Below are 12,303 nucleotides of genomic sequence, written 5' to 3'. Positions count from 1 at the left end.
CAGCTTTTTATAATGAGGAGGTTAAAGATGCAAGCGTGGTTAAATGGAAAATTAATGAATCAGCTTGCAATTTTGTTTTGTACAATCGTCATGCTCCAATTTGTAGCGGAGGTAACAGGACTTACTCAAAATTTGGATATTACATATAACTTAATACATACAGCATCGTCCTATGTAACGTTTAGTTTGGCAGTCATTTTTACTTTAATAGGTGCAAGAAGAGAATTAAGTACATATGCAATTATTTTATTATGTTCAGTTGTAGGTATTAAAGCGATTTATTTTGCGGCGGTCGTTATTTTATGGGGATTGGCAGGTACACCGTAAAGGGGAGATGATTATACGATTGATAAATGTAAATGAGAATAAGAGCGTAATTCTCTAAGCTAACTTAGGGAATTACGCTCTTATTCGTACAATCACTTAGTCTGAAATTGCTTGAAGCGCTTTTCTACACCGATCTCTTTTTTGGAGTCTTCTTCTATATTTTTTTCTATCCCGCTTTACTCCTTGTATATACATAAATAAGCTAACGAGAAGGAAGAAAGCACATTGCATCGTTAAAATGTACGGTGACATGCCTTGCAATGGTTGTTTCGGATCATATAAATGAATAGGTGCTCCGCCTATTGAAGGAAATATTGTATTTAGCAGGACGTAAGGAATGGAGGCAACTGCAAATGGAAAGAGAATTGCCATATAGTCCTTTTGTGACCATACAGATGCAGCAAGTCCTAAAAGGGCCATTAAACCTGCAAATAAAAAATTAATTCCGATATATACAGTAATGTAAGTGAGAGGCGCATCGAAATATAGGTTTGCGAACATTCCATCAGCATTTATGATGCCTGAACCAATCGTAGGTGTTCCGTCTGGAATGGTTAATTTGCAAAATAATAACGATAAGATGAATGGAAATGTATAAAGAAATCCTCCGCAAAAAAACGTAACGATATATTTCATTACTGAATAAGGAAATAAAGAAATCCTCTTACTCACAAACGGTTTAAAACCATCTGACTTATCCGAATTGTAACTTGTACTAAAGGGGAAACTCGCAATAACTGGCATTAATAATAAATAAACATCCATTTCATTGTCGCGAAATCCGATCCATTTTATATCTGTTGAAATAGGTCCACTCGCTGCGTCTCCTAAATAACGAATTACATAGTAATAGTGATAAATACAAATAAGAACGAATCCACTAAACATAATAATTAAAGAAATACGACTACAAAAAGCTTGCTTTATATTTAAACGAAGCGCACGCATCATGACTGAAAAAGCCTCCACTATTTTGATAAACTTGTCTATTTTCTATATTACTATTAAATGTAAAGATTTTCTTGTTTTTTTATTTGATTATTTGAAAAAAGGGAAATTTGTTGTTGTTAAGTAAGGTTTAATTGTATATCTTAAGAACACCTTTTCCTTTTCTCTTTTCTTCTGATAAACTATGGACAGTATGATATACACTGACTGGAATTTTTTTATACTGGAAATAATAAAAAAGAGAACTTGTCTAGAATGTAAGCGTGTGGTAATATCAAAGATGTACTGATTGACTATATTATCCAATTGGTCATTTTTGGAGGTGATGATGTGGCGATAGATCGAAAACGTTCTATTATTGAAGCTGCAACAAAGTCTTTTTCAGCGTTCGGTTATAAAGCAACAACGATGGATCAAGTAGCGAAGTTAGCGAATGTAGGAAAAGGAACGATTTATACTTTTTTCAAAAATAAAGAAGAGCTATTTGGTGAGATTATTTCTAATTTAATTACAGAAATGAAGCAAGTTGCAGAAAATGCAATTCGTTCAGATGTTTCATTTTTTGAAAATGTACATAGAGCATTATATAGCATATTAGAATTCAGAAAAGAACATCAGCTCATGATTAAGTTAATTCAAGAAGAGCGTGATATGGGAACGAAAGAAGTACAAGAAGTGATGCAACAAGTAGATGTGGAAATCGTTTCTGTCATTCAATCGTATTTAAAGATTGCGATTGAAAAAGGTGAGATTAGCAAATGTGATCCAGAAATTACAGCATTTATTATGCTTCGCTTATACGTATCGCTTATTTTTGATTGGGAAAAAAATCATGAACCGCTAGAAAAAGAAAAAATTGCAGAATTATTCGAACTTTATTTATTAAAAGGATTGTCAAACTAAGATAATCCTTTTATTATTATAAAAAATTGACCACTTGAACAAAATGGTCATATATTTATTTTAGGAGGGATAATAGAAATATTTACTTCATAGTAAGGAACAGTTGCATAGTATACATTCGGGGATAAGGCATATGTATGAATAGGTATAGCCTTTTTATTTGGGAGAAAATGACCAAATGGACAATTTAGTCATTTAGAAAAGGGGGAGAAATGATGAAATGGAATCAGTTACTTCGTAAAGAGTTTACTGAAATTATAAAAAGTAAAAAAATATTAATTCCAATTATCGCGGTTTTATTCGTGCCAATTTTATATGCAGGTATGTTTTTATGGGCCTTTTGGGATCCGTATAAACAGTTAGATGATTTGCCAGTGGCGGTAGTCAATTTAGATAAAGGTGCAGTATTTGATGGGAAACCAATTGAGGTTGGAAAAGGGCTCGTTGATAACTTAAAAGATAATACAAGTTTCAAATGGGAATTTGTAAGTGAAAAAGAAGCGAAAAAAGGAATGGAAGGTAGAAAGTATTACATGCTAGTACGCATTCCAAATGACTTCTCAAGTAACGCTACAACGTTATTAAAAGATGATCCAAAACCATTAAACTTAGAATACATTCCAAACGAAAGCTTAAACTTCTTATCTTCACAAATTGGCGGAACAGCAATTGAAAAAATTAAAGGTGAAGTATCAAGTACGTTAACGAAAACATATGCAGAGAAAATGTTTGATTCTATTCAAGACGTCTCAAAAGGATTAGCAGATGGGGCGGAAGGTGCAAGTAAACTGCACGACGGATCAAGTGAGCTGCATGTTGGTTCAAGTAAAGTGACGGATGGCCTTCATACACTTCAAGGGAAATCTGGGGAGATGAAGGATGGAGTTGGGAAACTATTTGATGGATCTGGGAAAGTGACAGCAGGTTTAAATACGTTAAATGGCAAAACAGGTGAGATGCAAATAGGTATCGGAAAATTAGTAGATGGGTCAGGAAAAGTAACGAACGGTTTAAATACGTTAAATAGTAAAACAGGTGAGCTGCAAACAGGTATCGGGAAATTAGTAGATGGCTCCGGAAAAGTGACAGTAGGTTTAAATACGTTAAATAGCAAAACAGGTGAGATGCAGACAGGTATCGGGAAATTAGTAGATGGGTCTGGAAAAGTGACAGTAGGTTTAAATACGTTGAATAGCAAAACAGGTATCGGGAAATTAGCGGATGGCTCTGGAAAAGTAACAGATGGTTTACATGCATTAAATAGCACAGGTATAGGGAAATTAGTAGGTGGCTCCGAAAAAGTAACAGATGGTTTAAATACGTTAAATGACAAAACGGGTGAAATACAAAAAGGAATTGGCGAATTGCGAAGTGGATCTGAGAAAGTAACTAACGGATTGAACACGTTGGTAAGTAAAACAGGTGAATTAAAAACAGGAACAACTGAACTATCAAATGGTATGGAACAACTTGTGGGAGGGCAAAGTCAATTAGAGAAAGGTTCTCAAGAGATTCAAAAGGGTTTGCAAGATTTAAATAATAAAGTAAAAAATTCTATTGTAGGTTTAGAGGGAGTACAGTCTAAAGATCCTTCTATATTAAATAAAGTAAATCAAAAAATAAATGGAGCTGAAGAAAACGTAAATCAGTTAAATGAAATTACCCAATCAACAGCAGGGGATGCAAAAAATGCAGCACAAGATGTAGCTAATTTGCAAAAGCAAATTGAGAGTTTACCAAAAGAATATCAAGAACAGTTACAACCATATATAACAAATGCGGCAAAAAGTACGGCGATAGTTCAGCAGAAGGCTGCCGGAGTAGCAGGTGGAACAAACAAATTAAATGAAGAAGTAAAACAATTAAAAGGTGAAATCAATGAAACGACAAGTGGAATGCAAAATAAACTACCGAATCCAGAAGGATTGAAAACTTTAACGATCGGTATTGATAAACTAACGAACGCACAAAATGAATTTGTTAGTAAGTTTCATGGATTTGGTGAAGGTTTAGGTAATGCAAAAGCAGGTGCTGATAGAGTGAAAGACGGATCAGGTCAATTAATTGATGGAGAAAAACAATTAGTAGATGGATCTGAAAAGGTAACAGAAGGATTAGGTGCATTATCTGTAGGAGTAAACCAAATGGCAGGTGGTGTAAATCAACTAGCAGATGGCTCAAGTCAAGTAACAGGTGGTTTAGGCACATTATCTGTAGTAGTAACCCAATTAGCAGATGGCTCAAATCAAGTAACAGGTGGTTTAGGCACATTATCTGTAGTAGTAACTCAATTAGCAGGTGGCTCAAGCCAGGTAACAGGTGGTTTAGGCACATTATCTGTAGTAGCAAATCAAATGGCAGGTGGTGTAACTCAATTAGCAGATGGCTCAAGCCAAGTAACAGGCGGCCTAGGTCAATTATCTGCAGGAGCAAACCAAATGGCAGGTGGAGTAAATCAATTAGCGGATGGCTCAAGCCAAGTAACAGGTGGTTTAGATACATTATCTGTAGGAGCGGGCCAAATGTCAGGCGGAATAACGCAATTAGCAAATGGCTCCGGTCAAGTAACAACAGGATTAGGTGCATTATCAACTGGCTCAACACAGCTAATCGATGGAGTAAATAAACTAGCGGACGGATCAGGAAAAGTGACAGATGGCCTCGTAAAAGTAAACGATGGTTCAGGTGAACTTGCTGAGAAACTTGGCGAAGGGGCAGAGAAAACTGGTGAAGTAAAAGGAACGGATAAAACGTATGATATGTTTGCAAGCCCTGTAAAAGTGAAGACAGAGAAAATGGCGGAAGTTCCAAACTACGGAACTGGATTTACACCGTATTTCTTATCACTTGGTTTATTTGTTGGGGCATTACTACTATCTATCGTATACCCATTACGCGATACAGTCGGCGTTCCAAAATCAGGATTTAGTTGGTTTATTAGTAAGTTCGGCGTTTTACTATCAGTCGGTATTATTCAAGCGATAGTAGCAGATATCATATTACTATTCGGATTAGGTGTAGAAGTACAAAGTATTCCATACTTTATACTCTTTAGCATCGTTACAAGCTTAGCGTTTATCGCATTAATTCAATGTTTAGTAACAGCATTTGGTGATGCAGGCCGTTTCATTGCCATCATCACATTAATTATTCAGCTTACAACGAGTGCTGGAACATTCCCACTAGAATTGATTCCGAAGTTTTTACAACCATTTAATGCATGGTTACCGATGACATATTCTGTATCAGGATTGAAAGCAGTCGTATCAAGCGGAGACTTTAACTTCATGTGGCAAAACATTGGAATACTCGTGATCTTTATCGTTGTGTTATCACTTGGAACAATTGCTTCATTAACTTGGATGCACAAACGACAATTTAAAAATATTGCTGAAAATCAATCGGTTGAAGCGTAGAAAAAAGCACCTATTCGGTGCTTTTTTATTGTAATGCAGGGCATCTTTTCTGTAGTTCGGATATGAACCTTTCAGGATCTTTCGGTGAGATTTTTACACTTCCTAAAGTTCCTGACGTATAAAAGATTTCATAACAATCTTTTGAAGAGAGAATACGGTATCCAATTAAAATGTTATCTGTTTTCGAGATATTCGTTATATGGCCGTAGGGAATCTTACTTCGAAATGGGCCACCTTTCACGAATAAGTAATCCTCATAGAATGTATATGTAATAGAAAAGGAGCACCATAATAGGAAGCCAGAAGATAGAAAGAAAATAGATAGTAGAATGTATGCATTTGTTGTAGTAGCTTCATCATCAGATATGAGAGGAAGTATTGTTACAGCACCAGTGGTGAAAATAGCAAAACTGATGATAGATAAGAAGAATGTATCCATTTTAGAGTGAAATGTCATTTGCAACCCTCCTTCTCCTTAATTTTACCATATTTCATGTGTAGGGCTAAATAAAAGGACAGGAATTGCAACTATTTGAACAGAAGTATATTACATAGTAGCTGATATGATGAAAGGAAATCTCACTTATTATTTTATCTTATATCCACTAATCTTCTTTCTCGTTTTCACCCTTTCGCCTATCGTGTTTCATAAAGAGAAATTTACAAGTATGAAAGATGAACTAGGAATACTTTTATTTTACTATGTGCTAATTAGTGGGTATTACTTTATAGATGGTATAAGTGAAAGAATGAAGAAAAAATAGTAAGGACCAACAATAAAAACCGATGGAGGATAACAAATTGACCGAAAGTGAAATGAAATTTAGAGATACAACCATTCGTAACTTTTTCGATAAAGAGGACCGTCTAAAATCGATTCCAGGTCAAAAGAAGAAAAAACTAGTATTGTTAGAGCATTTAGTTAATAAGTTAGATGCAGAGAAACAGTATACGGAAAAAGAAATGAATACATTCATAAAACAATATCATGATGATTTTTGTACGATTAGACGCGAGTTTATTGTACACGGGTTTATGGATCGCGAGGATAATATGTATCGTATAAATGGGAGAGAAGTGTGGGCAAAGTGGGAGGAGTTAAAATAATGAATTAGAGGGAATCCTCACGTTATCTATTCTTCTTTGTAGTTTTTAGAAAAGGGTACGAGGTGATTCTAGTGATACGATTAGCAAAAGAGACTGATGCGGAAGCAATTATGAATATTAGAAAAGAAATTATATTATCGGAAACTACTACAAAGTTTTTCATAGTATCTCCAAAGAAATTACCAAATGATAGTAATGCAGAAAGAGAAAAGATACGGAGAAGTAATGAGAAAGGCAATCTTTACATAGTTTATGAAGTAGATAATAAGGTGGTCGGCTTTTTGATTTTCAATCGATATGAACTAGAACGCTTACGACATGCAGGCACAATGGGAATGGGAATTAAGGAGGCGTACTGTAATCAAGGCATTGGTACGAAGTTAATTGAATTTCTTATTCGTTGGGCTAAAGAGCAGAAAGGTTTAGAGAAAATTTGCTTAGGCGTAGTTTCTATTAATGATAGGGCGATTAAGGTATACAAACGTATGGGATTTGTAGAAGAAGGAAGACAAAGAAAGCAAATTAAATATGAAGATGGATCATATGGGGATGATGTATTGATGGGGTTTTATATTGACTAAAAAAGAGTCTTCCATTACTAGCAAGTAACATGCCTAGATACGGAACTTTATAAATAACGGTATAGTCAGTCAACATTTTAGTGAAGAGACTGCCAATATTGGCAGTCTCTTTTTAGTGGAATGTTTACACTTAGCAAACCTTAAGTTCCAGTCGATTTTTCTGACGTAAATGATGTGCAAAATGCATAGAAATAAGTTGGAACCATTCTGCTGCATGTAAGTAACCGAGCCCAGGATGTTCGACTTTACAATCACTTGGAATAGAAGAAAGTATTGGCTCAATTTCGTTAACAACTGTAATTAATTCCAGAATACGCTTTTGTATTTCTTCTTTATTAGAGGGATTTTCAGGTGTATATCCAGGATGATTTGGTACTTTGATTTGTATATCCGGGAAAGCACCAAGTTTATATACTTTCTCACCCATATCCGTTTTCTTGTTAGTTGCTGATGGTGTTTCAGTTTTACATTTCGCGATTGCATCTAACTGCATATATGTAGAGGCAATTAAATGATTATACATTTGACCAAGAGACCATTCTTCGCTAGACGGCTTCGTCCTAAATTGTTTTATAGAGTACCTTTCTAATTCTTCTATGTAATACTCTGCTAATTCCTCAAATTTCTTCATACCACTAACTCCTTTTTATGAAAATGTATTTGTTAATACCTACTATAAAGGAGGGCTACTGACAACATTATGTCAGTAGTGAAATTAGAGTTTTAACATTTTTTTTGCTTCATCACGGATTTTCTCAGAAAGAATTTTTGGCTCAAGTACTTGTACTTGGCTTCCCCAGCTCAATACCCATTGAAACACTTCGTCTATGTTTCTTGATTTCAACAAGACATGAAAGCCATTGTCGTTATGTTCGTATGAATCTATAAAAAAGTAGCGGGATTCAATAATCTTATGTGCAATATGAGATGGAAACAATAAATGAATCATAACAGTGCGATTGCTTTCAGGTTTGTAGTTTTGTAAAGAAAAGTCTTTCGGTTTTGTAAAGAATTCTTGATCTTGCTGTAATTCCTCCATACGATCTAAACGAAAATTACGTATTTGTTTTCGAAGTAAGCAATGTGCAACGATGTACCAAATTCCCGAAATATTGACTAAACCGTAAGGATAAACGGTCCGCTGCATTTTTGTAGTTTCCCTCGCTTTACGATAAGAAAAAGAGATAACTTGTTCTTTTTGAATAGATTCTTGCAACAGGATAAGCTGGTTTTCAAGTTTTTCTTGTTCAGGTAGTTTGTGTGAAAATATTGGAGAAAGGAAACGGAAAGTTTCTCGTAATTCCCAAGCTTTCTTTTTTTGATCAGCAGGGAGGACAATTTCAAGTTTCTCTTTTGCTGATTGTGCATGTGCAGAAAAAGAAGAAGTGAAAGTTTTCTCGATATAATCACCGCCTAGTAAAAGAGTAACAGCCTCTTCAGGCGTAAGTTGAATGGGGGGCAAGAAATAGCCATCCATTAAGGAATAACCGTGGCCAGGCATTGAATAGATTGGAACACCCGATTCGTTAAGTGCATCCATATCTCGATAAATCGTTCTTATACTTGTCTCAAATTTCTCAGCTAAGCTTTTTGCTGTAACAGTTTGTTTTCTTTGTAATTCAATTAATATAGCTAATAAACGATCTGTCCGATTCATGAAATATCACCTTCAAATTTTTATAAATATGCTTACTATAAACTTCTAAAAGCAGTATGTTTTCCCCTCCCATTAACAGACTTTTCCCTATGTATAATATTAATATAGTAAAATCATAACAACCCATATTGCAGTTTCCAATAATATACTATATAATCAGTTTAAGAAAACGTTTTCATGAAAAGGGGGAGGATTTCGTGTCGACTATAGAGGACGTGGCGAAATTAGCGGGGTTATCAAGGACAACGGTTTCTAGGGTGATTAATAATCATCCATATGTTTCAGATGAGAAGAAAAAAAGGGTTCAATTAGCAATGAAGCATTTAGGTTTCGTTCCTAATTCTGCGGCGAGAAGGCTTCGTAAACAAAAGACGGAAACAATTGCGGTGCTAGTTCCAAGGATTACAAATCCTTTCTTCAGTAGATTTATTGAAGCAATCGAGATTGCTGCTTCTGAACATAAATATAAACTGATTATTTGTCAAACAAGATATTTACCGGAAAAAGAGATGGAGTATTTACAATTATTATCTACGAAACAAGTAGATGGGATTATTCTATGTTCACTAGAAAATCCGTGGGAAGATGTAGAGCCATACTTACAGCACGGTCCAATCGTGTTATGTAATGAATATATTGAGGAAGCAAATGTTCCAACAGTGAAGTTTGATCATGCGCAAGGAGCATACATAGCTGCTAAGCATGTGTTAGAACAAGGATATCGTAATCTTATTTTTTGCCGTGGTAACGAAACCAAAGTGGTTAGCCAGCAGCGAAAAATGGGCTTTTTACGTGCAATAACTGAGAAGAGCCGCCAAGTAGAAGCGATCGATTTTCTTGAAAACGCTTTCTCTTGGGACGATGGAAAGAGAATATTCCATGAAGTATTAAAGGACAAAAAAAATCCTACCGCGATTTTGGCAGGAGGCGACGAGGTTGCAGCTGGAATTATTTCAGAGGCGAAACGCCATGACTGGAGCATTCCAGATGATCTCGCTGTTATCGGTTTTGATAATCAAATTTTATCACAGATTACAGAGCCAGGTATTACGACAATTGAACAGCCAATCGATGAGATGGCCCGAAAAGTTGTCGACCTGATGATGGATAAAATCCATACGAAAAATTATCGAAAAAAAGAATTGTATGAGTTTGAACTGGAGCTCTTGGTGAAAGGTTCAACGATGAAGGATACGATGTTATTAGCCTAGTAGACTATGTCTGCTAGGTTTTTTTATGTTCACAAACTACTATTCTTCGTGAACGCAATCGTCACATTTGTTATGGTATGCTTCGTGCTGCTCATCAATTTCTTTCCCGCAATGTGCACAAGTTTTCGTCGGTAAATTTCTGAAAAACTCCATTGGTTGATCGATCATGTCAATCCCTCCATTTCCATTTCTTACTATCATTGTATTAGTACAAAAAACAAAAGTCAATAACTGTTTTATAACAAAAGTGAAAAATAATGAAAAAGTTTAGGAAATGGATTATAGTTAACAATGTAGAATGTAAGTGAAACATGCATTCCTACTCGGTTTTAGAAAGGATGGATACATATGAAAATGACTGTTGTCGGCTTTTGGGGCGGCTTTCCAGAAGCGGGAGAAGCAACGTCGGGGTATTTGTTTGAACACGATGGTTTTCGTTTACTTGTAGACTGTGGTAGTGGTGTACTAGCACAGCTTCAAAAATATATAACACCATCTGATATAGATGCAGTTGTACTGTCACACTATCATCACGATCATGTTGCAGACATTGGGGTATTGCAATATGCGAGATTAATTATGAGCGCGACAAAGGGACAACTACCGGAATTACCAATATACGGTCATACGTTTGACGAGAATGGATTCCATTTTTTAACGCATGAACCACATACGAAAGGAATCGCGTACAATCCAGAAGAAACACTTCAAATTGGACCGTTCTCGATTTCATTCTTAAAAACTGTTCATCCTGTTACATGCTTTGCGATGCGTATTACAGCTGGTAGTGACGCTGTAGTATATAGCGCTGATTCAAGTTATATTCCTGAATTCATTCCATTCACAAAAGATGCTAATCTTTTCATTTGTGAGTGTAATATGTATGCACATCAAGAGGCTGCAAAAGCAGGGCATATGAATAGTACAGAAGTGGCAAGTATTGCGAAAGATGCGAATGTAAAAGAACTTTTATTAACGCACTTACCGCATACAGGAAACACATCTGATTTAGTAACAGAAGCAAAACAAATTTTCAGTGGCCATATTACGCTAGCGCATAGTGGTTACATTTGGAACTCATGAGGTGATACGATGTTATTTATTGATAATAAAGGGATTACAGATCCTAGAATAAACTTAGCAATTGAAGAATATTGTGTGAAGAATTTAGATATTAACGAAACATATTTACTGTTCTACATTAACGAACCTTCCATTATCATTGGTAAAAACCAAAACACAGTAGAAGAAATTAATGCAGATTACGTAAAAGAACAAGGAATTCATGTCGTTCGTCGTCTATCAGGCGGAGGTGCAGTATATCACGATTTAGGAAACTTAAACTTCAGCTTTATTACGAAAGATGATGGCGACAGTTTCAGCAACTTCAAAAAATTCACAGAACCTGTAACGAAAGCGCTTGGTAAATTAGGTGTAAATGCAGAACTAAGTGGTCGTAACGACATTTTAGCTGAAGGCAGAAAAATTTCAGGTAACGCGCAGTTCTCAACGAAAGGTCGTATGTTCAGTCACGGTACGTTACTATTTGACTCTGAAATCGATCACGTCGTATCAGCGTTAAAAGTAAAAATGGATAAGATTCAATCAAAAGGAATCAAATCAATCCGTAGCCGCGTTGCGAACATTACAGAATTCTTAAATGAAAAAATGACGACAGAAGAGTTTAGACAACTTCTTCTAGAAACAATTTTCGAAGGGGAAACAGAAATTCCGACGTATGAATTAACAGAAAATGATTGGAAAGAAATCCATAAGCTTTCTGAAGAACGTTACCAAAATTGGGATTGGAACTACGGAAAATCTCCGAAGTTCAACTTACAACATTCACACCGCTTCCCAGTTGGACAAGTTGACGTTCGTCTTGAAGTGAAAAAAGGAACAGTAACAGAATGTAAAATTTACGGTGACTTCTTCGGATCACTAGATGTGCATGACATTGAAGAGCGTCTAACAGGCGTACAGTTTGATAAAGATGCATTCACTGTAGCTTTAGAAGATGTAGATATCAAACGCTACTTCGGTAATATTACAACAGAAGATTTCTTACATTTATTCTTCTAAAAATAAGGGAGGCTGCCGTAACGGGCAGCCTCCCTTATTTTTGCGTAGATTGTCACGTTTTATCGGTAAGT

The 12,303-nt window shown here is 35.7% G+C and carries 14 protein-coding genes and 1 pseudogene; 9 read left to right on the top strand and 6 right to left on the bottom strand.

Going from position 1 to position 12,303, the window contains the following annotated elements; all coding sequences use genetic code 11:
- The first annotated feature begins 27 nt into the window (after positions 1 to 27).
- A complete protein-coding gene (locus tag DM800_RS12975) occupies positions 28 to 327 on the top strand; it encodes a hypothetical protein (protein ID WP_001149501.1) in 300 nt (99 codons plus the stop codon).
- Between the two features lie 96 nt (positions 328 to 423).
- On the opposite strand, the gene DM800_RS12970 is transcribed toward DM800_RS12975, so the two are convergent.
- Positions 424 to 1,278 carry a hypothetical protein gene (locus tag DM800_RS12970; protein WP_147786944.1) on the bottom strand — a complete coding sequence of 285 codons (855 nt, stop codon included), beginning with the start codon at positions 1,276 to 1,278 and terminating at the stop codon, positions 424 to 426.
- Positions 1,279 to 1,605: 327 nt separating this feature from the next.
- Here DM800_RS12970 and DM800_RS12965 point away from each other — a divergent pair, with 327 nt between their 5' ends.
- Both DM800_RS12965 and DM800_RS12960 read left to right on the top strand, forming a co-directional pair.
- Complete coding sequence (locus DM800_RS12965; RefSeq protein WP_000963378.1) at positions 1,606 to 2,178, top strand: TetR/AcrR family transcriptional regulator; 573 nt, start codon at positions 1,606 to 1,608, stop codon at positions 2,176 to 2,178.
- A gap of 215 nt (positions 2,179 to 2,393) precedes the next feature.
- The gene (locus DM800_RS12960; protein WP_147786943.1) at positions 2,394 to 5,594 is read left to right on the top strand and encodes a YhgE/Pip domain-containing protein; all 3,201 of its coding nucleotides are present in this window, start codon (positions 2,394 to 2,396) and stop codon (positions 5,592 to 5,594) included.
- A 25-nt stretch (positions 5,595 to 5,619) separates the two neighbouring features.
- Here the strand turns inward: DM800_RS12960 and DM800_RS12955 are convergent, their stop codons facing one another.
- A complete protein-coding gene (locus DM800_RS12955) occupies positions 5,620 to 6,051 on the bottom strand; it encodes a PH domain-containing protein (protein ID WP_147786942.1) in 432 nt (143 codons plus the stop codon).
- 106 nt (positions 6,052 to 6,157) lie between these two features.
- Between DM800_RS12955 and DM800_RS29605 the strand changes: the two genes are divergently transcribed.
- The 3 genes from DM800_RS29605 (at position 6,158) to DM800_RS12940 (ending at position 7,282) form a co-directional block, all read left to right on the top strand.
- Positions 6,158 to 6,358 carry a hypothetical protein gene (locus DM800_RS29605; protein ID WP_147786941.1) on the top strand — a complete coding sequence of 67 codons (201 nt, stop codon included), beginning with the start codon at positions 6,158 to 6,160 and terminating at the stop codon, positions 6,356 to 6,358.
- A 37-nt stretch (positions 6,359 to 6,395) separates the two neighbouring features.
- Complete coding sequence (locus tag DM800_RS12945) at positions 6,396 to 6,701, top strand: DUF2087 domain-containing protein (RefSeq protein WP_141541938.1); 306 nt, start codon at positions 6,396 to 6,398, stop codon at positions 6,699 to 6,701.
- A gap of 71 nt (positions 6,702 to 6,772) precedes the next feature.
- Positions 6,773 to 7,282 carry a GNAT family N-acetyltransferase gene (locus tag DM800_RS12940; RefSeq protein ID WP_147786940.1) on the top strand — a complete coding sequence of 170 codons (510 nt, stop codon included), beginning with the start codon at positions 6,773 to 6,775 and terminating at the stop codon, positions 7,280 to 7,282.
- On the opposite strand, the pseudogene DM800_RS29900 reads toward DM800_RS12940, so the two are convergent.
- From DM800_RS29900 to DM800_RS12930, 3 genes and pseudogenes are all read right to left on the bottom strand, one after another.
- Positions 7,257 to 7,355, bottom strand: a pseudogene (locus tag DM800_RS29900) (PH domain-containing protein); the annotation flags it as partial. The gene DM800_RS12940 and the pseudogene DM800_RS29900 sit on opposite strands and share 26 nt — an antisense overlap.
- A 57-nt stretch (positions 7,356 to 7,412) precedes the next feature.
- Entirely contained in the window at positions 7,413 to 7,913 is a 501-nt protein-coding gene (locus tag DM800_RS12935) for a DinB family protein (protein WP_147786939.1), read from the bottom strand.
- Between the two features lie 84 nt (positions 7,914 to 7,997).
- Entirely contained in the window at positions 7,998 to 8,939 is a 942-nt protein-coding gene (locus DM800_RS12930; protein WP_147786938.1) for a helix-turn-helix transcriptional regulator, read from the bottom strand.
- 197 nt (positions 8,940 to 9,136) lie between these two features.
- Between DM800_RS12930 and DM800_RS12925 the strand changes: the two genes are divergently transcribed.
- Positions 9,137 to 10,150, top strand: a complete 1,014-nt coding sequence (locus DM800_RS12925; RefSeq protein WP_144613409.1) for a LacI family DNA-binding transcriptional regulator — start codon at positions 9,137 to 9,139, stop codon at positions 10,148 to 10,150.
- A 39-nt stretch (positions 10,151 to 10,189) separates the two neighbouring features.
- Here DM800_RS12925 and yhfH read toward each other — a convergent pair whose 3' ends face one another.
- Positions 10,190 to 10,318 (bottom strand): protein YhfH, encoded by a 129-nt coding sequence (gene yhfH, locus DM800_RS12920; RefSeq protein ID WP_000567010.1) that lies wholly within the window; start codon positions 10,316 to 10,318, stop codon positions 10,190 to 10,192.
- Positions 10,319 to 10,498: 180 nt separating this feature from the next.
- Here yhfH and DM800_RS12915 point away from each other — a divergent pair, with 180 nt between their 5' ends.
- Both DM800_RS12915 and DM800_RS12910 read left to right on the top strand, forming a co-directional pair.
- Positions 10,499 to 11,233 (top strand): MBL fold metallo-hydrolase, encoded by a 735-nt coding sequence (locus DM800_RS12915; protein ID WP_147786937.1) that lies wholly within the window; start codon positions 10,499 to 10,501, stop codon positions 11,231 to 11,233.
- A gap of 9 nt (positions 11,234 to 11,242) precedes the next feature.
- Positions 11,243 to 12,232, top strand: a complete 990-nt coding sequence (locus tag DM800_RS12910; RefSeq protein WP_097908043.1) for a lipoate--protein ligase — start codon at positions 11,243 to 11,245, stop codon at positions 12,230 to 12,232.
- Positions 12,233 to 12,303 lie beyond the last annotated feature (71 nt).

It is taken from the genome of Bacillus sp. AY18-3, assembly GCF_008042305.1.
Taxonomy (GTDB): domain Bacteria; phylum Bacillota; class Bacilli; order Bacillales; family Bacillaceae_G; genus Bacillus_A; species Bacillus_A wiedmannii.
This window is presented reverse-complemented; position numbering and strand designations above follow the sequence as displayed.